Below are 20423 nucleotides of genomic sequence, written 5' to 3' on the forward strand. Positions count from 1 at the left end.
TTAACGATCCGATTGAGCCGTGAAAGTCTGGAAAGCGATCTGGCGCTCGACGGGATAAATTTCCCGTCCGGTCAGTTCGCGGAGGATGACCGAGTTGCGGTAGCAGGCCATCCCTAAATCGGGCGTGACGAAGCCGTGGGTATGCAGCTCTGCGTTTTGCACAAAGACCTGATTGTGGCTGTCAATACTGTAGTTGCGCTGCACATCGTAACGGCCCTTGTCATCCCAGCGCAGACGCGGCGCAATACCTTCGATAAACATCGGCGGCTGATACTGATAGCCTGTCGCCATCACCACGCCTTCGGTGCGGCGCGTATAGCTGCAATCCTGCTCCTGCTGATGCAGCGAAAGCTCAAACTCGCCCTCCGGGAGCCAGCGCATGCCGGTCAGTTCGGAATGGGTAAACAGATTGACGTTCAGGTCACCATCAAGCTGCTTAACGTACATCAGGTCATAGATGTCATTAATCAGACTGCTGTTGATGCCTTTATAAAGGTTCTTCTGGCAGGCGTTTAACTCGTCCCGTTTCGTGGGCGGCAGGGCGTGGAAATAGTCAATCCACTCCGGCGAGGTCATTTCCAGCGTCAGCTTGGTATATTCCAGCGGATAGAAGCGGGGCGCGCGGGTTACCCAGTTCAGCTGATAGCCGCAACGATCGATGTCGGTCAGCAGATCGTAAAAAATTTCGGCGGCGCTCTGACCGCTGCCAATGACGGTAATCGACCGTTTTTCCTGCAAAGCGGCTTTATTGCGCAGATACTCACCGGAATGGGTGAACCGCTCCTGATGTGGGCGGCTGCATGGCGGCATCCAGGCGCCCGGGCCAGTGCCCAGCACCAGCTGGCGCGCCAGCCACTCCTGCTGCTCGCCGGTTTGCGTCTGCGCTGTGCGTATCCGGTAGCATTCACGTTCATTATCGTAACTGACATACTCCACGCGGGTATTCCAGCGCAGGTTGCTGAGCTGAGCGCAGGCCCACTGACAATACTGGTTATACTCTTTGCGCATCAGGAAAAAGTCCTCGCGAATATAAAACGAGTACAGCTTCCCTTTCTGCTTCATGTAGTTCAGCAGGCTGTAAGGGCTGGTGGGATCGGCCAGGGTAACCAGATCGGCCATAAAGGGCGTCTGGAGATGGGCGCTCTCCAGCATCATGCCGGTGTGCCAGTCAAAGCCGGAATTCTGATCCAGAAAAACGCCGTTCAGCCCCTCGACAGGTTCGCTCAGACAGGCCAGTCCCAGATTGAAAGGACCGATGCCGATACCGATAAAATCATAAACAGTGTTCATGGCGTGCCTCACTGATTTGCCGCGTTCAGCAGGGTGGAACGGGACTGTTCACGGCCGTAATGTACGACCAGCGCAATAACATCTTCTATATCCGTGACGGATGTCGTCGGGTTTAACAGCGTGAACTTCAGATACTGCCGGCCATCGACTTTGGTTCCTGCGATCACCGCATTACCGGAGCGGAACAGCGCTTTACGGATAGCCGCGTTGATCGCGTCAATCCGGGCGTCGCTCATGCCGGGCCGGGGGATATAGCGGAAAATCTGCGTGGTCAGCTCCGGCGCGTGCAGCACCTCAATGGCCGGATGGGCGCGCAGCAGCTGATGGCTGGACTGGGTCAGCGCGATAAGACTGTCAAACGCCGCGCCCAGCCCGGCGGGGCCCATAATCCGCAGCGTCAGCCACACTTTAAGGGCGTCGAAGCGGCGGGTGGTCTGGATGCTTTTATTGACCAGGTTGGGCGTCCCTTCCTGCTGCGCGCTGAGCGGATTGAGATAGTCGGCATGGTGGGTAACGTGACTGAGGTGCTGCCTGTCCCGGACAAAGAAAGCCCCGCAGCTCACGCTCTGGAAAAAGGATTTGTGATAGTCCACGGTGACGGAATCGGCGCGTTCGATGCCGGCCAGGCGATCGCGATGGGTATCGGAGACCAGCAGGCCGCAGCCATATGCCGCGTCAACATGCATCCATAAACCGTAGTGCTGGCAAAGCGTCGCGATATCACGCAGAGGATCGATACTGCCAAAGTCGGTGGTGCCGCTGGTGGCCACAATAGCAATCGGGATCAGACCTTCCTGCTGCGCTTTCTGGATCTCCAGCTCCAGCTGCTGCGCATCCATGCGGTAGTGCTCATCGTAGTCGACCGGTATGACCGCATCATAGCCCAGCCCCAGAATCGCCATCGACTTCTGGATGCTGAAATGGCTGAGCTTGGACGTGAATACCCGCCATTTGCCGGCCTCAGGCGGCAGGCCCTGCTGTTTGATCAGGTGGCCAGGATGATGGGCCGCGCACCAGCTATCGCGAGCCAGCAGCATCGCCATCAGGTTCGACTGCGTTCCTCCGCTGGTGAATATCCCGTCGGACGTGGGCGGCAGGCCGATGCGTTGCAGCGTCCAGTCAATCACCTTCTGCTCAATCAGCGTACCGCCAGCACTTTGATCCCAGGTGTCGACTGAGCTGTTAACGGCGGCCATGATCTGCTCGGCCAGCATCGAAGGGAGCACGACCGGACAATTAAGGTGCGCCACGTATTTGGGATGATGAAACCAGACGGCATCACGAAGATAAAGCGTCTCCAGCTCCGCCAGTGCGGCTTCACTGCTGCCCAGAGGTTGATCCAGATTGACCTCACTGAAAGCAGGCACAAGCTCCTGCGGTAAAATGCCGCTGAAGGGCTTCTCCACGTCGTTCAGGGTACGGGTCAGCAGCGCGACAACCTCCTGCGTTTGCTGATGCCAGGCGGGCAGCTGCTGCTCATTGAAAATGAATTTCTGATGTTCGTCCGGGCCGGAAGCGCGGAGCCGCTGCGGTGCCGGCTGAATTTGCGTACGTAAAACCATATCAGTTCCTCAAATCAGAGACGTAAAAGGCCCTGCCGCCCTGTAAAGAGAGCAGCGTGATGCGCCTGACGACGCGTCGTTAGTTCAGTTTTGTTAATATTTATCGCCAGCGTTAAAAGCCGTGATAACAGTTCGTTCAGTTATTTTTGCTGATAAAACCTAAAGTAACTCCACTTTGTAGGGTTTATTGCGGATTATCACTGCCCGTTAATGAGGATGAGATTATAAATAGTAATCATTATCATTCAATAGGATTAGTGTGACAGCATTGTGATAAGTATTGTTAATGTTATTTATGTGACATGGATCACGAAATTGATACGACAGACGGCCAGGCGGGGAATGAGGAGAGAAGGGGCAAGAGTATTGGGCCTTGCGGCCCAATAACCGGGGGAGTTACTCGACGCGAAGCACGCGGCTGGTATTGGTGGTGCCGGTGGTGCTCATCACGTCGCCCTGGGTGACAATGACCAGATCGCCGGACATCAGGAAGCCTTTGTCGCGCAGAAGATTAATCGCATCATGGGCCGCGGCCACACCGTCGCTATTGCTGTCGAAGAAGACCGGCGTCACGCCGCGATAGAGCGCCGTCAGGTTCAGCGTGCGTTCATGGCGGGACATGGCAAAAATCGGCAGGCCGGAAGTAATGCGTGAGGTCATCAGGGCAGTACGGCCAGATTCGGTCATGGTAATGATCGCCGTGACGCCCTGCAAATGGTTGGCGGCGTACATGGCGGACATCGCAATGGCTTCTTCGATATTATCGAACTGCACTTCCAGGCGGTGCTTGGAAACGTTGATGCTCGGGATTTTTTCCGCGCCGAGGCAGACCTTCGCCATCGCCGTAACGGTTTCCGCCGGATACTGACCCGCTGCCGTCTCTGCGGAAAGCATTACGGCATCGGTGCCGTCCAGCACGGCGTTGGCGACGTCCATCACTTCAGCACGCGTCGGCATCGGGTTGGTGATCATCGACTCCATCATCTGGGTCGCAGTGATCACCGAACGGTTAAGCTGGCGCGCACGGCGGATCAGCGCTTTCTGAATGCCAACCAGCTCAGGATCGCCAATCTCCACGCCCAGGTCGCCCCTGGCCACCATCACCACGTCAGAGGCGAGGATGATATCGTCCATCGCTTCCTGAGTGGCCACTGCTTCAGCCCGCTCGACTTTCGCGACGATTTTCGCATCACAGCCCGCGTCACGGGCCAGACGTCGTGCGTAATTGAGATCCTCGCCGCAGCGCGGGAAGGAAACGGCCAGATAGTCACAGCTGATTTTGGCGGCGGTCAGAATATCCGCTTTATCCTTCTCGGTCAGCGCTTCAGCGGAAAGGCCACCGCCGAGCTTGTTGATGCCTTTATTGTTCGACAGCGGGCCGCCAACCGTGACTTCCGTAAAGACTTTCATCCCCTGGACTTCCAGCACCTTCAGCTGTACGCGGCCATCATCCAGCAGCAGAATATCGCCTGGCACAACGTCAGCCGGCAGGCCCTTATAGTCGATGCCGACTTTTTCTTTATCGCCTTCGCCTTTACCCAGGCTTGCATCCAGCAGAAAGCGCTCGCCGATGCTCAGGAAGACTTTCCCCTCTTTAAAGGTGGAAACGCGAATTTTAGGTCCCTGGAGATCGCCCAGGATAGCGACGTGTCGCCCCAGCTTCGCCGCAATCTCGCGGACTTTGTTTGCACGCAGCATATGGTCTTCTGCCGTGCCATGAGAGAAGTTCAGACGAACAACATTGGCGCCGGCGGCGATGATTTTCTCGAGGTTATTATCACGATCGGTCGCTGGGCCCAGGGTGGTGACGATTTTGGTTCTTCTGAGACGTCTTGACATGTATGACTCCGTTGACTTTGAAAGGGCATTGCAGGCGCAATCCCTGAAAAATTCATGCTGTTTTATACAGGGACCGGTGTTGCTGACCCTTTACGTTTATCATTTATCGGGTACGGACGAGCAGGGGGTTAGGCGCTTCTTTATCGAGTCGGGACTCTTTCAGCGCAGACTTCACCCTTTTCAGATTATCGCGAAATTTTGTGCCGCGGCGCAGGGTAAAGCCGGTTGCCAGCACGTCGATTAAGGTCAGCTGCGCCAGCCTTGAGGCCATCGGCATATAAATGTCGGTGTCTTCCGGTATATCCAGCGTCAGCGCCAGCGTGGCCTCATGGGCCAGCGGAGAACCAGGCGAGGTAATCGCCAGCACGGTGGCATCATTTTCACGCGCCAGCTGGGCCAGTTCGACCATATATTTGGTGCGGCCGGTATGGGAAATCAGCACCACAACGTCACCTTCCGCGCCGTTGATGCAACTCATACGCTGCATCACAATATCATCGGAATAGATAACCGGCACATTGAAGCGAAAAAATTTATTCATGGCGTCATGCGCTACGGCCGCGGACGCCCCCAGACCAAAGAAGGCGATTTTTTTCGACTGGGTCAGCAGGTCGACGGCACGGTTAATGGCGCTGGCGTCGAGGCCGTTTTTCACCTGGTCGAGCGCCGCCATCGTGGATTCAAAGATTTTCGCCGAGTAGGCCTCAACGCTGTCATTTTCATCAACGTGACGGCTGACGTAGGGCGTCCCGTTGGCGAGACTCTGCGCCAGCTGTAGCTTAAAGTCCGGAAACCCTTTGGTCTGCAGGCGATGGCAGAAGCGGTTTACGGTCGGTTCGCTCACGCCCGCTTCACGGGCAAGCAGGGCGATGCTGGCATGGATGGCCGAACCGGGAGAGAGGAGAATTACCTCCGCCACTTTGCGCTCGGATTTGCTAAGGTGTTCCAGACTGCTCTGGATTTTTTCCAGCATATTCATATCAGCGTCCACTCATACATTCTGACGATTTCAACCAAAGGTGCAATCAATGTCAATTTGTTGAGAATATACAGGGCCCCGACGGGCCGACGGCAGAGGCGCGGCGCGGTTTATCGCCTTTTTTTACCAGACTTTGATCTGTGTCTGACTTTCAGAGTTGTAAACACAGTAACAAAAAAGTCGAAAAATTACGCATAAACTGTGCGTTCGTCAGGCGGTGAATGGTGTTAAAACAGGCGGGGCCGTACCACTGCGTGCTTCAGCAAGGCGGTCCGGTTTACGTGGCCCCGGCAAATCAGTACATTGTGTCGAAAGAAAATTACAATAAGAGCCTGAGCAGACGGATTCAGCAGGTCAGGCTCATCCTGCAACGAGGAGAATATAATGGCGGTTACACAAACAGCCCAGGCATGCGATCTGGTGATTTTCGGTGCCAAAGGCGATCTGGCACGCCGGAAACTGTTGCCTTCCCTGTATCAGTTAGAAAAAGCCGGTCAGATTCATGAAGAATCCCGCATCATTGGCGTGGGCCGTGCAGAATGGGATAAGGCCGCTTACACCAAGGTTGTGCGCGAAGCGCTGGAAACTTTTATGAAGGAGAAAATCGACGAGGCGCTGTGGGACAAACTGAGTAGCCGGCTTGATTTCTGTAACCTTGACGTGAACGACTCAGCGCATTTCGCCAGGCTTGGCAAAATGCTCGATCAGAAAAAGCGCGTAACCATTAACTATTTTGCGATGCCGCCGGGCACATTCGGCGCCATCTGTAAGGGGCTGGGCCAGGCGAAACTCAACGCACAGCCGGCGCGCGTGGTGATGGAGAAGCCGCTGGGCACTTCGCTGGAAACCTCGTGTGAGATCAATGACCAGGTAGGGGAGTACTTCGAAGAGAATCAGGTCTTCCGTATTGACCACTATCTGGGCAAGGAAACGGTGCTTAACCTGCTGGCGCTGCGCTTCGCCAACTCGCTGTTTGCCTCCAACTGGGATAACCGTACCATCGACCACGTGCAGATTACCGTGGCGGAAGAAGTCGGTATCGAAGGTCGCTGGGGTTACTTCGACAAAGCGGGACAGATGAGGGATATGATCCAGAATCACCTTCTGCAGATCCTGACCATGATCGCCATGTCACCGCCAGCCGATCTCTCCGCCGACCGCATCCGTGATGAAAAAGTGAAGGTGCTGCGTTCGCTACGCCGTATCGATCACACCAACGTGCGCGATAAAACCGTACGCGGTCAGTACACCGCAGGCTTCGTCCAGGGGAAAAAGGTTCCGGGCTATCTGGAAGAAGAGGACGCGAATAAATCGAGCAGCACGGAAACTTTCGTGTCTATTCGCGTGGACATCGACGACTGGCGCTGGGCGGGCGTGCCGTTCTACCTGCGTACCGGTAAACGACTGCCCTCCAAGTGTTCAGAAGTGGTGGTCTACTTCAAAAACCCGGCGCTGAACCTGTTTAAGGATTCCTGGCAGGAACTGCCGCAGAACAAGCTGACTATCCGCCTGCAGCCGGATGAGGGTGTCGATATTCAGATCCTGAATAAAGTGCCGGGGCTGGATCACAAGCATAACCTCCAGACCACCAAGCTTGACCTGAGCTTCTCGGAGACCTTCAACCAGTCCCATCTGGCGGATGCCTACGAGCGTCTGCTGCTGGAAACCATGCGCGGCATTCAGGCGCTGTTTGTGCGCCGTGATGAGGTTGAGGAAGCCTGGAAGTGGGTTGACTCCATCATGGAGGCCTGGGCGTCAGATAAAGAAGCACCTAAGCCTTACCAGGCGGGCACCTGGGGCCCGGTGGCGTCCGTGGCTATGATTACCCGCGACGGCCGCTCCTGGAACGAATTTGAGTAGGTGATGGCCCGCTCCGTTGCTGAGAAGTAGCGGGGGGCTGATTAAGGCACGGAAGATCGACTGTAGCCGATCCTCTGTGCCTGCTGACCCTCCTGTTTCACCCTTTTCTGATTTTCTCTTTCCGATACTCTCCGGTTATAAGTCATTATTCCCGTCTTATTAACGCTATCCGAATTAACCCAGTGCTGCCTGAATGGACGCGCCCTGGGGGTATTTCTGCCTGCGATTAACACCTTAGGGTATTAGCCGCGAATGACCGCCTTATCGGTACGCCAAAAAAATGCGTCAGGCTTCACAAAATTGCATCCGAAATTTCCGGATATTTCCCTCTCTTCAGGCATCTGCCGTCCTCCCGATAGCGTAAAATTTAACTTAATGATTTTACTGTTGAAATTTTTATTACTGTTAAATTCATCACGCTTCTCACCTGTGATTAACCTCACAAAAATTAGCCATTGAAATGCGCTGTCAACGATCACCGCCCCGATAATATTCCCTTTAATGTGATATCCGTTGCAAATTCAGGTCTTGTATTCGGTAAATATTTACCTGCGCCCTTACTCAGGAGGTAACAATGAAAATCGGCATGGTAATCAGCGGAGGCGACGTTTCCGGCATCAATAATTTTATTTTCCAGCTGGCAAAGCAGGCTGGCGCAGAAATGACGTTATTTAATGGTGGAATTGCCGGATTGCTGGAGAATCATCATCAGGAAATAAGCGCCCGTGATCTGGTTGATTATTCAATCTCCGCGATCCCCGTTATGGCGTCGGGGAGAACCGAGCGAAAACTGATGAGTAGCGAATATGAACATATCGCAAAGAAATTAAAAGGCCTGCACATTGATGTGCTGGTCATGGCGGGCGGCGACGGTTCTCTGCAATTCCTGCATAACCTGAGTGAATACGGCGTTAATTGCTTCGGTGTCGGCATGACTATCGATAATGACGTATTTGGCAGTTATTACTCCATTGGTTTTTCTACCGCCTGTGAACAGGTCATTACGGAAGTCAGAAAACTGCGTAATACCGGACGGGCGCTGCCGGGCAGGGTGTTTATGATGGAGCTGTTAGGCGGCTACTGCGGTGAGTTAACCCTGCAGGCAGCCATCAAAAGCAACGCGGATTTTGCGCTGATCCCGGAGTGCCAGATCCCGGTGCCCGCGCTGGCTGAGCGTATTAAAGAGCGTCTGGCCGGCCAGAACAGCGTCATTATTTTGTGTTCAGAAGGCTACACCAAAGAGTATTCCCCTGGCTTTCAGGGGGCGATCGACACGTTAATAAAACAACTTGAACCGCGCATTGGCGTACGCATTCGTAAAACCCTTATGGGATACGGATTGCGAAATGGCGACCCAACCTGTGAGGAGATATATCAGGGCACAATTATGGCGAGCGAGGTGGTGCGCTGTATTAACGCCGGGATGAAAAATAAAGCCATCATTATTAATGCGGGTAATAAACCCATTCCAATAGATTTAGTGAGTATGCAAAAGCGGCTGGTCGACGCCGAAGGGCATCATTATAAACTGGCTAAACAGATCAACATTATTTAAGGATACTCTCATGCTTAACGTTCTCTGTGTATGTGGCTGCGGTTTAGGTTCAAGCTTTGCAATTGAAATGAGCGCGCAGGCGGTATTTAAAAAATTACAAATCCCGGCGAAGCTGGATCACACTACGGTCTCTGAAGCCAACGCTTTTAAATCCGACATGATCCTCACGCAAAAAGCCTTTGCCGATATTCTCACGGCCGACGCAACGCCCGAAGAAGCCAGCCGCGTAATTGTCCTGAACCGGCTTACCGATAAGGCGGAAATTGAAGAAAAAATTCTGGCTTATATGAAAACGCACAATCTGAAGGTGGCGGAGCATGACTGATATCATCAACTTCATTGTAAAAGATCTGCTGGGACAGGCTTCTATTCTTATCGCCTGTATTGCCATGCTGGGGCTGATCTTACAAAAAAAATCCGCGGGAAAAGTGGTGGAGGGCACCTTCAAAACGCTGCTGGGCTTTCTGATTATGATGGCGGGGATCAATATCATTGTCGCCACGCTGACCTTCCTGAACGATATTTTCACGCACGGTTTCGGCATGCAGGGCTACATCACCGATGTGGCGGCTATTGCCGGTCTGGCTAACCGTGAGCTTGGTTCGGAAGTGGCGCTGACGTTAATGGTTATCTTTGCCGTTAATATTCTGATTGCCCGCATTACGCCCTTTAAATATATCTTCCTGACCGGACAGGCGCTGCTCTGGATGGCCACCATCGGCGCGGTGATCGGCTACAAAACCGGCCTGACCGGCCTGCCGCTGATTCTGACCGGCGGTATCTTTGGCGGAATAATGGCGGTCGTCATGCCCGCGCTGGCGCAGCCGGTTGTGCGTCGTATCACTGGCTCAGACGATGTCGCCCTGGGGCATTTCTGCACGCTCGGTTACCTGGTGCAGGCCGCCGTCGCCAAAGTGGTGGGCAAAGGTTCCCGCTCCACGGAAGATCTGCAACTGCCGGACAACTTCAAGTTCCTGCAGGACACCTATTTTTCGATGGCGGTCGTGATGGTGCCGATGTACCTGATCCCTGCGCTGGCGGCGGGTCCCGCCTATATCGCACAGTTTTCCGGCGGCACTAACTACCTGATGTACGCATTTATGCAGGCTATTCAGTTTGTTGCCGGCGTCTTTGTGCTCTATAGCGGCGTGCGTCTGCTGTTAAACGAGCTGGTTCCGGCTTTCCGCGGCATCGCCATGCGCATTGTTCCCGATGCCAAACCCGCGCTCGACTGTCCGGTGCTGTTCCCTTATGCGCCTAATGCGGTGATTGTCGGCTTCCTGGCCACCACCGCAGGCTCCCTTATCGGCATGGTCGTTTTCCCTATGTTCGGGCTGGCGATGATCCTGCCGGGTTTGCTGACCAACTTCTTTGCCGGCGGAACGGCAGGGGTATTCGGCAACGCGATGGGCGGCCGCCGTGGCGCGATTATCGGCGGTGTGGTACACGGCCTGTTTATCACCTTCCTGCCCGCCATCCTGGTGCCAATGCTGGAAAGCTACGGTTTCACCGGCGTGACCTTTAGCGACTCCGATGTGATCAGCAGTGGTTTGCTGCTGGGACACGCGTTCCAGAATAACTGGCTGTTTGTCGGCGTATTCATCCTGTTTGTCACCTTACTTGCCTGGTTCGTCAACGGCAAATCTACTAAGCACCATGAGGAGAAGGTCCATGAGTCTGTATAATTTTACTAATCTTCTGACTGTCGCCAAGCAACGTAATTTCAAAGCGGTTGGCTCATTTAATCTGCACTGCCTGGAAATGCTGCCGGCGTTTTTTAAAGCGGCGCAAAACACCGGCAGCCCGCTGATGATTCAGATCTCTACCGGTACGGCGGAGTATCTGGGTCATAAGCTGCTGGTGGATTCGGTCCGCTCACTGTCGGCAAGCCACGATGTGCCTGCCTGTTTACATCTTGATCACTGTTCGAGTATTGAAGACATCACCACCGCGATGGATGCCGGGTTCAGCTCGGTAATGTACGACGGCTCGCATTTGCCGATTGAGGAGAATATCGAAAACACTAAAAAGGTCGTTGCGCTGGCCCGGCCACGAAATATCACCGTAGAGGGTGAGCTGGGCGCCATCGGCGGCACCGAAGATGGAAAATCCGTCGATATGGACGCGATTGAATTTACCACCGTTGAAGATGCCATGCGTTATTCAGAGGCCACCGATGTGGATATGCTGGCCGTTTCCATTGGTACCGTGCACGGCATGTATACCGGTAAAACCCAGATCCAGCACCAGCGCCTGGCGGCCATCAGTGAAGTCACCCGTAAGCCTCTGGTACTGCATGGCGGTACCGGCGTCAGCGACGAGGACATGCGTAAAGTGGTGACCGAAGGCATTGATAAGGTCAATGTCGGCACCGAAATGAATGTGCAGTGGGTGGGGCAATGTAAAGCGACTTTTGAAAAAGGCAAAGTTAACGACAGCGTGCGCAAATTTCTTATTCCTGCCAACCAGGCCGTCACCAATATATTGATGGAAAAGATCGCATTATTTAAATAAATCCGCCGTAACTGAATTTTATTTGCTTAACTGCAAAAGGCCCCGGCTTGTCCGTCGGGGCCGGGAGGATAATATGTTTTCATCCATAAAGTCTTTATTTAACAAAGCGCCGGAAGCGCAGGGTGAAGTTCAGCAGGAGGCCGGGCAATTAATGGCGGAGCTGCAGCAGCTGGAAGATAAATTAGCGACGGACCCGCGTGACGGCGAGACGCAAAAAACGCTGATGCTGCGTTACAACCGTGCTTTATCCGTCTTCGCGAAAAGTCCCCAGCACCGTCAGCAGGTGGATGAGGTATTCGTTAAAATTGATGAATTACGAAATACTATTCGCCGTAATATTTAGGGAGAAAAGATGACGATTAAACAGCTATTAATCGACGCCCAGGCGATTCAGGTCGGCATAAAGGAAAAGGACTGGCAAAAAATTATTTATCTGGCAGCCAGGCCGCTGGTTGCTCAGGGCTACGTCGAGGAGCGTTACGGCCAGGCGGTGATCGACAGTACCCTGGAGCACGGCGCCTATTACGTGTTTGACGAGGGTATAGCGATGCCGCATGCACGCCCGGAATGTGGCGTGATCAAAAACGGTTTCAGCCTGGTGCTGCTGGATGAACCCGTGCAGTTTCACGACAGCGATAAAGCGGACATCGTGATTATGTTTGCCGCCCGCGACAGCAACTCACATATTCAGGACGGCATCCGCGCCATCGTGAGCCTGCTGGATGACGAAGAGGTGCTGCGCCAGCTGCGCCAGGCCCGTACCCCTGAGCAAGTGGTGGAGATCCTATGAAGTATGGCAAAACGCTGGTGCTGGTGAATGGCGTACCTGCATCAGGGAAAAGCACGGTCGTACGCCACCTGAGCGATCGGTTTAACTGGCCGTCGCTCTCCGTAGACGACATCAAAGAACCCTTTATGGCGCAGTACCCTGATCTTGACCGGGCGACAAACCGGCAGCTGGGGCGCGCCGCCTGCCAGGCCATTGGCAGCATCGTGGCGCAGGCGCCCAAAAAGTGCATCTATGTGGTGGATGCCTGGTTTGGCTTTCAGCCGCCTGCGTTCTGGCAGGCCATTTTTGAGCAGGCTGCCGTCGGGCAGGTGCTGGAGATCTGGAATGCGGTCTCGCCAGAGCACGCGGTGGCGCGCTACGGCGCGCGGCTGCACGAGCGCAAACAAGGCCATCCGGGCGAAGATTACTTGCCGGAGCTGTACAGGCTGGCTCAACAAGCAGAACCCCTGGCGCTGGGGCCGGTCTATCGGCTGGAGCAGGGAACGACAGTCGACTATTCCGGTCTCGATCGCTGGCTCAGCGCGCGATTTTCCTCTTCTGTTACGCAGGCCGTCAATGGTCATGCACCTTCCCGTCCGGTCAGCTAAGTCCGGTTTCTTATCCATAATGGCGCTTCTCAGCGCCTTTATTTTGCCCGATCCGCACCGGCGCACAAAAAAATGAACCGTAGTTTCAAAAACTGAGCAAGCGCATGGACGCACGCCGTCAACATCCTGTATGGTAGATGCAGCAATAACTTTCCTGACGCCTGGTGCGTCGCTTTTGCCGCCTTGCCGACAGCGCAGAGGTGGGTTTTACAGGAGAAGCAGGACGATGAGTAACTGGAAAACAAGCGCAGAACAGATCCTGACCACCGGTCCGGTAGTGCCGGTGATCGTGGTGAATAAACTTGAGCACGCTGTGCCGATGGCAAAAGCGCTGGTGGCAGGAGGCGTGAAGGTGCTGGAAGTCACGTTGCGCACCCCCTGCGCGATGGATGCCCTTAAGGCGATGATCAGGGAAGTGCCGGAAGCGATCGTTGGCGCGGGTACCGTGCTGAACGTTGAGCAACTAAAACAGGTTACCGATGCGGGCGCGCAGTTTGTGATCAGCCCCGGTATTACGGCGTCGCTGCTGAAGGCGGCCGTTGACGGCCCGGTGCCGCTGATCCCCGGCATCAGCACCGTGTCAGAACTGATGACCGGGCTTGATTACGGCCTGAGGGAGTTCAAATTCTTCCCGGCTGAAGCGAACGGCGGCGTTAAAGCGCTTCAGGCTATTGGCGGTCCCTTCCCGCAAGTGCGTTTCTGTCCGACGGGCGGTATTTCACCGGCGAACTATCGGGATTACCTTGCGCTGAAAAGCGTCCTTTGTATCGGCGGTTCCTGGCTGGTGCCCGCGGATGCGCTTGAGGCAGGGGACTACGATCGCATCACACAACTGGCGAAAGAAGCGGTCGCTGGCGCCCGCTAAGCGAAGAAACCGCGCCTGCAGGCAGGCGCGGTTTTCGCTGTTAACCGCTGACCTTGACCCCCGCGGCACAGCGGGTAGCCCGTGCCACGGCGTCTTCGATGCTCTCACCGCTGGCAAGCGCCACGCCAAGACGACGCTGCCCCGCAATTTCCGGCTTACCAAAAAGACGGATCTGTAATCCCGCTCCCAGCACGCCATCAAGTTGCGCAAACTGGACGTTGTCACTGTGCAGTGAAGGAAGGATCACGGCGGAGGCTGCCGGGCCGTATTGACGGATGCCGCCCACAGGCAGACCCAGGAAAGCACGGACGTGAAGGGCAAACTCAGAGAGATCCTGAGAAATCAGCGTTACCATTCCCGTATCGTGTGGACGCGGCGAGACTTCACTGAACACCACCTCATCACCACAGACAAAGAGTTCAACGCCGAACAGTCCATAGCCGCCGAGCGCACCGACAACTTTAGCGGCAATAGCCTGAGCGCGTTCCAGAGCCAGTTTACTCATCTGCTGCGGCTGCCAGGATTCACGGTAATCGCCATCTTCCTGACGGTGGCCGACCGGGGCGCAGAAGTGAATGCCATCTGACGCGCTGATGGTCAGCAGGGTAATTTCGAAATCAAACTTCACCACGCCTTCCACGATGACGCGACCCGCGCCCGCGCGACCGCCCTGCTGGGCGTAGGCCCAGGCGGCGTCAAGCTGTGCGGCTTCCCGGATAAAACTCTGACCCTTACCGGATGAACTCATAACCGGCTTAACGATGCAGGGGAAACCAATTTCAGCCGCAGCCCGATCGAACGCGCTGCGGCTGTCGGCGAAGCGGTAGCTGGAAGTGGGCAGGGCAAGTTCTTCTGCCGCCAGTCGGCGGATGCCTTCACGGTTCATGGTCAGATGAGCTGCCCGGGCGCAGGGCACCACATGTTCGCCCTGTTTTTCCAGCGCAATCAGCATGTCGGTGGCGATGGCCTCAATTTCCGGCACGATGTAATCAGGTCGCTCCAGCGCAACCAGCGCCTTAAGCGCCTCGCCGTCGAGCATATTGATCACGTGGCTGCGGTGGGCGACGTGCATCGCTGGCGCATCGGCATAGCGGTCAACCGCGATCACTTCCACGCCGAGGCGCTGGCACTCAAGCGCGACTTCTTTGCCCAGTTCACCTGAACCTAACAGCATTACACGGGTTGCGGCAGGGCGCAGCGCGGTTCCAAGAGTTGTCATAATCTCTACCTGATTGGAGGAAAAAAACGCGGGCGCAGTATAAACGAAAACGTTTGCGCGTTCATCTGCTTTCCGGGGTTGAGCTGAAAAATGGCTGCTGTTATACTGTATAAAAATACAGTAAACCGGGTGGAAACTATGGCTGTTGAAATCAAATATGTTGTCGTCAGAAAAGGTGAGGAAAAGATGACTTTCGCCAGTAAGAAAGAGGCCGACGCGTATGACAAAATGCTCGATATGGCGGAGGTTTTCTGTGACTGGCTGAGCGCCGGTCCGCTGGCGATGGAAGAGGAGCAGCGTGAGGCGCTCGGTCTGTTCCTCGCGGAAAATAAAGATGCGGTCCAGCATATTCTGCGCACCAGCAAAATGCCGGATGCGGCAGAGGCGCATCCTGCGGTAGCGACCGTGGCGTCGATGGAAGAAGAAGACGCGGAAGAAAAAACAAAGCCTAAGGCAGCGCGCATTAAAGCGGCCTGATCGGATCGCTAAGCAACACAGGCCCGAAGCGGTTGAACGGCAGGGCCGTCAGCGGCAGGCTGCCGGGTACGGCAGCCTCAGACAGCTGACAAAGGTAAAGCTCGGGGAACAGGGACTGGGAGTAAAGCGTCCCGCGCCATGGACGGCGCGGGACGGGCTATCAGGGACGATGCTTTTGCGTCTTTACGAGCAGGCCCTGTTCCCAGAGCCACTATTTAGTGATTAGTCTGAAGCTGCCAGATACGGTAGCCTGCTTCTTTCCGTGACCTTGGCGTAACCTTAGCCGCGTCGGCGGATCGGTAAGCGCAGTTTCACTCCGGCTGCATTATGGATGCCCTGGCGCAGCAACGCTTCAGCGCGTGCATCGCTTCTCTAGCCGCATCGGCAGGCGCCTGCTGGTGGATCTTGTCGTTAAAAACCTCCAGTCCTAACGGCCCGTCGTAGCCCTCCGCCTCAAGATAGTCCAGCAGCGTATAAAGCGGGAAGTTTCCCAGGCCTGGCAGCAATCGCTGATGGCGGGCGACATCCACCACCCGATCGGCTGACGGCAGCGTGGCTAAATCGGAAAGCTGCACCAGAAAAATCTTCTCCATCGGTATGCCGTGCAGATCGGCTATCGTGCGGTTACGCACAAAGATATGAAAAGCATCCACCACCAGACCCAGGTTCGGTTCATTAACGCGCTGCACAAGCTGCCAGGCCGCGGCTGTGGTATTGATATGCGTGCTCCAGGCCATTGCCTCAAACGCCACCCGCAATCCGCGTTTCCCGGCCTCCTGAGCCAGCCAGCGAATATCCTCTTCCTCTCTTTCTGCAATACACGCCTTATGCGTGGAAGCCGGCGTCAGAAGGGTGCCCGCGCCCAGCGTCACCGCCGTATCCAGCATCTCCAGCGCCAGCTGCCGTTTTTCTTCCCGCTCTCCGTCCGGTGCGCCATCAAAGTCCAGCAGAACCTGATAGTCCGTCAGCGACAGCTTGTGCTCCTGTAAAAAGCGGGCCATATCCTGCGCCGTACCGCCGGCCGCTTCGACATCCTGCCGCCAGAGTTCCAGCTGGCTGAAGCCTGCCAGGGCCGCGGCTGTCGCTTTCTCCTCCGGGCTGCCGCCCAGCAAAACCGTATTGATAAACAAAGGGTTGTTCTGAAAACGCATCCTGCTCTCCTTATCAGCTGTGTAAACGAGCTTTTCCGGCGGCACCTTGTCCATCCGGTCTGACCTTTTGACTTTGTCCGGCTGATAAGTATAGCCACGCGTGAACATTTACCCGCGGCGTCAGGGCGATAAAGGTTTTCCAGGCTTTGCCTGCCTTGACGATTCTTGACGTGACCGTAACTATGCTGAAGTTTTCCGGTAAAAGAAGGGAAGACGATGGCTAACTGGCTGCAACAGATACAGTCCCTGATGGGCAACCACAGCAAGGCAGGTGGCGGAGAAGGACTAAGTAAAATGCTGGCGCCCGGTGCGCTGGGCGGTCTCGCCGCGATGTTAATCGGCAGTAAATCCTCACGCAACCTGCTGCTAAAGTACGGCAAAAATGCCCTTATTATCGGTGGCGGCGCTGCGGCGGGAACTGTGCTGTGGAATAAATATAAGCAGCGCATAGGCGAAGCGCGTGGCAACGAAGCTAAGGCTGTTCAGGCGCACTCTCCGGTCGATCGCCGTGCCGAACGCCTGGTGCAGGCGCTGGTCTTCGCCGCCAAAAGCGACGGTCATATTGATGACGCAGAGCGAAAAGCGATTGATGAGCATATCCATCAGGCCGGTCTGGGAGAGGAGGGCGAGCGGCTGATCCAGCAGGCTATTGATATGCCCCTTGACCCGCAAAAGCTGGCGCAGGACGTGAAAAATGAAGAAGAAGCGCTGGAGGTTTACTTCCTCAGCAACCTCGTTATCGATCTCGATCATTTTATGGAGCGCAGCTATCTTCAGGCGCTGGGGGATGAGCTTAAAATTCCCCAGGATGTTCGCGAAAGCATGGCGCGTGACATCCAGGAGGAAAAAGAGAAGCTCACTGTCTGACGTAATCGGGGGCGGCGCGCGCTGCCCCAACCCGCTGTTTCATCGTGCTATTTCAAAATTCTCCCGCTTTGCCGCCTGGCTTTCAGCCACACAACATGCCACCCTTATGTCATCAATATGACTTTGCGGGGCAGGCAAAATGAAACCACCAGCAGCAAAAAAAATACCTTATGAGATGCGCCTGCACGGCGAAACCCGCACGGATAACTACTACTGGCTGCGTGACGACAGCCGGGAAGACCCCGACGTGCTGGACTATCTGCATGCCGAGAATGATTACGGCAGAGAAGTGATGCAGTCCCAGCAGGCGCTGCAGGAGCGCCTGCTCAGAGAGATGATGGACCGCATCCCGCAGCAGGATCATTCCGTTCCCTGGGTCAGAAATGGCTATCGCTATCAGCGCCGCTACGAGGAGGGGAATGAATATGCTATTCATACCCGCCAGCCCGCGGATACTCCCACGCCGGAAGTCTGGGAAACCCTGGTCGATGGCAATCAGCGCGCCGCGCGCAGCGAATTTTATACGCTGGGCGGGCTGAGCATCTCTCCCGATAATCAGACCATGGCGCTGGCGGAAGATTTTCTGTCGCGCCGCCAGTACGGCATCCGCTTTTGCAACCTCGCCACCGGCTGCTGGTATCCTGAGGTGCTGGAAAACGTCTCTTCCAGTTTCGTCTGGGTGAACGACAGCCGCACGCTCTATTACGTTCTGAAGGATAAGCAGACGCTGCTGCCCTGGCAGGTCTGGCGTCACCGGGTGGGAACGCCACAGGAGCAGGATGAACTGGTGTATGAAGAGAAGGACGACACCTTCTACGTGAGCGTGCATAAAACCACCTCAGAGCATTTTATCCTGATCTCCCTGAGCAGCAGCACTACCAGTGAGGTTCTGCTGCTGGACGCGGAATATGCTGATGCAAAGCCGCAGGTATTCTGTCCACGCCGTAAGGATCATGAATATACGCTCGATCACTACCAGCACTATTTTTATCTGCGCTCCAACCGGGAAGGCAAAAACTTTGGCCTTTACCGGACCGATCACTTTGCTGAAAAAGAGTGGCAAACCCTGGTGCCGGCGCGGGACCATATCGTGCTGGAAGGCTTCACGGTGTTTCGCGACTGGATGGTGGTGGAAGAGCGTCAGCGCGGGCTGACCAGCCTGCGGCAAATCTGCCGGAAGAACGGCGAAACCTTCGGGATCGCCTTTGACGATCCGGCCTATGTGACCTGGCTTTCCTATAACCCCAGCCCGGAAACCGGCAAGCTGCGCTACGGCTATTCTTCCATGACCACGCCGGACACGCTGTTTGAACTGGATATGGACAGCGGCGAGCGGCGGGTGCTGAAACAGACTGAGGTTAAAGGCTTTGATGCCACGCTTTACCAGAGTGAGCACCACTGGATCAAGGTGCGGGACGGCGTTGAAGTCCCCGTTTCGCTGGTCTATCACCGTGAACATTTCAGGCCCGGTAAAAACCCGATGCTAATATACGGCTATGGCTCTTACGGCAGCAGCATGGATGCCGATTTCAGCACCAGTCGCCTCAGCCTGCTGGATCGCGGCTTCGTTTACGTGCTGGCGCATATACGCGGCGGGGGCGAGCTGGGGCAGCAGTGGTATGAAGATGGCAAACTGCTGAAGAAAATGAACACCTTCCACGACTTTATCGACGTCACCGATGCGCTGGTGGCGAAAGGCTATGGCGACCCGAAAAAACTTTATGCGATGGGAGGAAGCGCCGGGGGACTGCTGATGGGGGCCGTGATCAATATGGCCCCGGATCGTTTTGATGGCGTGGTGGCTCAGGTACCTTTTGTCGATGTGCTCACGACCATGCTGGATGAAACCATCCCGCTCACCACCGGCGAATATGATGAATGGGGGAATCCGGCAGAGGAAGACTATTACCGCTATATGCGTCAGTACAGCCCATATGACCGCATTGCTGCGCAAGCCTATCCCCATATGCTGGTGACGACCGGCCTGCACGATTCCCAGGTGCAGTACTGGGAACCGGCAAAATGGGTGGCGAAGCTGCGGGAGATGAAGAGCGATAACAATCTGCTGCTGCTCTGCACCGATATGGATGCCGGCCATGGCGGGAAGTCAGGCCGTTTTAAATCCTATGAGGGAGTGGCGCTTGAATACGCTTTTCTGATCGGACTGGCGCAGGAAACGCTCGGAGCCGGTACGGCTCACTGATCGGCTGACAGGGCACGCTCCATGGCGCTACGAAGATCGGGCTTCAGATCCCGGATATTTTTCAGCATCCATTTGAGATAGCCGGGATCGCGTTTTGCCACATCATCAATTTTACTGCCGCGATACTTCCCGAACGGGAAGGTAGTGCTGGAACCCTGCACCTGCATCCTGCGTATCATCTCGGCGGCATCCCAACCGGAAAAGCTCATGATGCGGATTAAAAGTGACGCTGTCACATAACAGTCGTAGAGCGCGCGGTGGGCATGAAGATCCGCAGGCGGCGTCACCTCCAGCTGTAGCGCCTCGCGCAGGGCCTGGTTACTGTATTTCAGCCCCGGCCACAGGCCGCGGGCCAGCTTCATGGTACATATCCATTCGCCATGCATTTCCGGCAGCATACGGCGATCGAAGCTGGCATTATGCGCGACGTAGTAATCACTGCCATGATAGCGGCTGACAACCTGCTCAATGGGCGGTTTGTCCGCCACCATCGCTTCGGTAATGCGGTGTATCGCCATCGCCTGAGGGCTGATAGGGCGGTCGGGGCAAACAAGATCGCTCATCGGATTGACGATTTGTCCATCGACGACGTCAACAGACGCTACTTCGACAATGCCGCCCTGAAGCCCGCAGGTTTCGGTATCAATTACGCGTAACAATATTCA

General features: G+C 55.4%; 19 protein-coding genes. 12 read left to right on the top strand and 7 right to left on the bottom strand.

Going from position 1 to position 20423, the window contains the following annotated elements; translation table 11 throughout:
• The 4 genes from AAH446_RS00515 to AAH446_RS00530 form a co-directional block, all read right to left on the bottom strand.
• Positions 1–1290: a lysine N(6)-hydroxylase/L-ornithine N(5)-oxygenase family protein gene (locus AAH446_RS00515; RefSeq protein ID WP_342904776.1), complete on the bottom strand. Its 1290-nt coding sequence runs from the start codon at positions 1288–1290 to the stop codon at positions 1–3.
• 8 nt (positions 1291–1298) lie between these two features.
• Complete coding sequence (locus AAH446_RS00520; RefSeq protein WP_342904777.1) at positions 1299–2852, bottom strand: pyridoxal phosphate-dependent decarboxylase family protein; 1554 nt, start codon at positions 2850–2852, stop codon at positions 1299–1301.
• 396 nt (positions 2853–3248) lie between these two features.
• Positions 3249–4691, bottom strand: a complete 1443-nt coding sequence (gene pyk / locus AAH446_RS00525; protein WP_342904778.1) for a pyruvate kinase — start codon at positions 4689–4691, stop codon at positions 3249–3251.
• Positions 4692–4794: 103 nt separating this feature from the next.
• Positions 4795–5670 carry a MurR/RpiR family transcriptional regulator gene (locus tag AAH446_RS00530; RefSeq protein ID WP_342904779.1) on the bottom strand — a complete coding sequence of 292 codons (876 nt, stop codon included), beginning with the start codon at positions 5668–5670 and terminating at the stop codon, positions 4795–4797.
• Between the two features lie 384 nt (positions 5671–6054).
• On the opposite strand from AAH446_RS00530, the gene zwf reads away from it, so the two are divergent.
• The 9 genes from zwf to AAH446_RS00575 all read left to right on the top strand — a co-directional run bounded on the left by zwf (position 6055) and on the right by AAH446_RS00575 (position 13841).
• Positions 6055–7530 carry a glucose-6-phosphate dehydrogenase gene (gene zwf / locus AAH446_RS00535; protein ID WP_342904780.1) on the top strand — a complete coding sequence of 492 codons (1476 nt, stop codon included), beginning with the start codon at positions 6055–6057 and terminating at the stop codon, positions 7528–7530.
• Between the two features lie 574 nt (positions 7531–8104).
• On the top strand, positions 8105–9085 hold the full coding sequence (locus tag AAH446_RS00540; protein WP_342904781.1) for a 6-phosphofructokinase: 981 nt from the start codon (positions 8105–8107) through the stop codon (positions 9083–9085).
• Between the two features lie 10 nt (positions 9086–9095).
• The gene (locus tag AAH446_RS00545; RefSeq protein ID WP_342904782.1) at positions 9096–9410 is read left to right on the top strand and encodes a PTS sugar transporter subunit IIB; all 315 of its coding nucleotides are present in this window, start codon (positions 9096–9098) and stop codon (positions 9408–9410) included.
• On the top strand, positions 9403–10770 hold the full coding sequence (locus AAH446_RS00550; RefSeq protein WP_342904783.1) for a PTS sugar transporter subunit IIC: 1368 nt from the start codon (positions 9403–9405) through the stop codon (positions 10768–10770). The genes AAH446_RS00545 and AAH446_RS00550 overlap by 8 nt, the downstream gene beginning before the upstream one ends.
• On the top strand, positions 10757–11599 hold the full coding sequence (locus AAH446_RS00555; RefSeq protein ID WP_342904784.1) for a class II fructose-bisphosphate aldolase: 843 nt from the start codon (positions 10757–10759) through the stop codon (positions 11597–11599). The genes AAH446_RS00550 and AAH446_RS00555 overlap by 14 nt, the downstream gene beginning before the upstream one ends.
• 73 nt (positions 11600–11672) lie before the next feature.
• The gene (locus AAH446_RS00560; protein ID WP_342904785.1) at positions 11673–11942 is read left to right on the top strand and encodes a hypothetical protein; all 270 of its coding nucleotides are present in this window, start codon (positions 11673–11675) and stop codon (positions 11940–11942) included.
• A 9-nt stretch (positions 11943–11951) separates the two neighbouring features.
• The gene (locus tag AAH446_RS00565; RefSeq protein WP_342904786.1) at positions 11952–12389 is read left to right on the top strand and encodes a PTS sugar transporter subunit IIA; all 438 of its coding nucleotides are present in this window, start codon (positions 11952–11954) and stop codon (positions 12387–12389) included.
• A complete protein-coding gene (locus tag AAH446_RS00570) occupies positions 12386–12976 on the top strand; it encodes a P-loop nucleotide/nucleoside kinase family protein (protein WP_342904787.1) in 591 nt (196 codons plus the stop codon). Before AAH446_RS00565 ends, AAH446_RS00570 begins: the two co-directional genes overlap by 4 nt.
• Positions 12977–13202: 226 nt before the next feature.
• Entirely contained in the window at positions 13203–13841 is a 639-nt protein-coding gene (locus AAH446_RS00575; RefSeq protein ID WP_342904788.1) for a bifunctional 4-hydroxy-2-oxoglutarate aldolase/2-dehydro-3-deoxy-phosphogluconate aldolase, read from the top strand.
• A gap of 40 nt (positions 13842–13881) precedes the next feature.
• Here the strand turns inward: AAH446_RS00575 and purT are convergent, their stop codons facing one another.
• Positions 13882–15060, bottom strand: a complete 1179-nt coding sequence (gene purT, locus AAH446_RS00580; protein WP_342904789.1) for a formate-dependent phosphoribosylglycinamide formyltransferase — start codon at positions 15058–15060, stop codon at positions 13882–13884.
• Between the two features lie 138 nt (positions 15061–15198).
• On the opposite strand from purT, the gene AAH446_RS00585 reads away from it, so the two are divergent.
• Positions 15199–15537, top strand: a complete 339-nt coding sequence (locus AAH446_RS00585) for a YebG family protein (protein ID WP_342904790.1) — start codon at positions 15199–15201, stop codon at positions 15535–15537.
• A gap of 311 nt (positions 15538–15848) precedes the next feature.
• Here AAH446_RS00585 and AAH446_RS00590 read toward each other — a convergent pair whose 3' ends face one another.
• Entirely contained in the window at positions 15849–16688 is an 840-nt protein-coding gene (locus AAH446_RS00590; protein WP_342904791.1) for a sugar phosphate isomerase/epimerase family protein, read from the bottom strand.
• Positions 16689–16904: 216 nt separating this feature from the next.
• Here AAH446_RS00590 and AAH446_RS00595 point away from each other — a divergent pair, with 216 nt between their 5' ends.
• Complete coding sequence (locus AAH446_RS00595; protein WP_342904792.1) at positions 16905–17555, top strand: tellurite resistance TerB family protein; 651 nt, start codon at positions 16905–16907, stop codon at positions 17553–17555.
• A gap of 139 nt (positions 17556–17694) precedes the next feature.
• Positions 17695–19758, top strand: coding sequence for a prolyl oligopeptidase family serine peptidase (locus AAH446_RS00600; protein WP_342904793.1), 2064 nt, complete (start codon positions 17695–17697; stop codon positions 19756–19758).
• On the opposite strand, the gene exoX is transcribed toward AAH446_RS00600, so the two are convergent.
• Positions 19752–20417: an exodeoxyribonuclease X gene (exoX, locus tag AAH446_RS00605; protein ID WP_342904794.1), complete on the bottom strand. Its 666-nt coding sequence runs from the start codon at positions 20415–20417 to the stop codon at positions 19752–19754. The genes AAH446_RS00600 and exoX overlap by 7 nt on opposite strands.
• Between the last annotated feature and the right edge of the window lie 6 nt (positions 20418–20423).

It is taken from the genome of Erwinia psychrophila (genome assembly GCF_039023475.1).
Classification (GTDB): domain Bacteria; phylum Pseudomonadota; class Gammaproteobacteria; order Enterobacterales; family Enterobacteriaceae; genus Erwinia.

Excerpts from the sequence above, each read along its gene's own strand:
- AAH446_RS00565 (WP_342904786.1), top strand. The coding sequence starts at position 11,952 with ATGACGATTAAACAGCTATTAATCGACGCCCAGGCGATTCAGGTCGGC.
- AAH446_RS00590 (WP_342904791.1), bottom strand. The coding sequence starts at position 16,688 with ATGCGTTTTCAGAACAACCCTTTGTTTATCAATACGGTTTTGCTGGGC.
- AAH446_RS00570 (WP_342904787.1), top strand. The coding sequence starts at position 12,386 with ATGAAGTATGGCAAAACGCTGGTGCTGGTGAATGGCGTACCTGCATCA.
- AAH446_RS00575 (WP_342904788.1), top strand. The coding sequence starts at position 13,203 with ATGAGTAACTGGAAAACAAGCGCAGAACAGATCCTGACCACCGGTCCG.
- AAH446_RS00520 (WP_342904777.1), bottom strand. The coding sequence starts at position 2,852 with ATGGTTTTACGTACGCAAATTCAGCCGGCACCGCAGCGGCTCCGCGCT.
- AAH446_RS00550 (WP_342904783.1), top strand. The coding sequence starts at position 9,403 with ATGACTGATATCATCAACTTCATTGTAAAAGATCTGCTGGGACAGGCT.
- zwf (WP_342904780.1), top strand. The coding sequence starts at position 6,055 with ATGGCGGTTACACAAACAGCCCAGGCATGCGATCTGGTGATTTTCGGT.
- AAH446_RS00555 (WP_342904784.1), top strand. The coding sequence starts at position 10,757 with ATGAGTCTGTATAATTTTACTAATCTTCTGACTGTCGCCAAGCAACGT.
- AAH446_RS00595 (WP_342904792.1), top strand. The coding sequence starts at position 16,905 with ATGGCTAACTGGCTGCAACAGATACAGTCCCTGATGGGCAACCACAGC.
- pyk (WP_342904778.1), bottom strand. The coding sequence starts at position 4,691 with ATGTCAAGACGTCTCAGAAGAACCAAAATCGTCACCACCCTGGGCCCA.
- AAH446_RS00600 (WP_342904793.1), top strand. The coding sequence starts at position 17,695 with ATGAAACCACCAGCAGCAAAAAAAATACCTTATGAGATGCGCCTGCAC.
- AAH446_RS00540 (WP_342904781.1), top strand. The coding sequence starts at position 8,105 with ATGAAAATCGGCATGGTAATCAGCGGAGGCGACGTTTCCGGCATCAAT.
- AAH446_RS00585 (WP_342904790.1), top strand. The coding sequence starts at position 15,199 with ATGGCTGTTGAAATCAAATATGTTGTCGTCAGAAAAGGTGAGGAAAAG.
- AAH446_RS00515 (WP_342904776.1), bottom strand. The coding sequence starts at position 1,290 with ATGAACACTGTTTATGATTTTATCGGTATCGGCATCGGTCCTTTCAAT.
- purT (WP_342904789.1), bottom strand. The coding sequence starts at position 15,060 with ATGACAACTCTTGGAACCGCGCTGCGCCCTGCCGCAACCCGTGTAATG.
- AAH446_RS00530 (WP_342904779.1), bottom strand. The coding sequence starts at position 5,670 with ATGAATATGCTGGAAAAAATCCAGAGCAGTCTGGAACACCTTAGCAAA.
- AAH446_RS00545 (WP_342904782.1), top strand. The coding sequence starts at position 9,096 with ATGCTTAACGTTCTCTGTGTATGTGGCTGCGGTTTAGGTTCAAGCTTT.
- AAH446_RS00560 (WP_342904785.1), top strand. The coding sequence starts at position 11,673 with ATGTTTTCATCCATAAAGTCTTTATTTAACAAAGCGCCGGAAGCGCAG.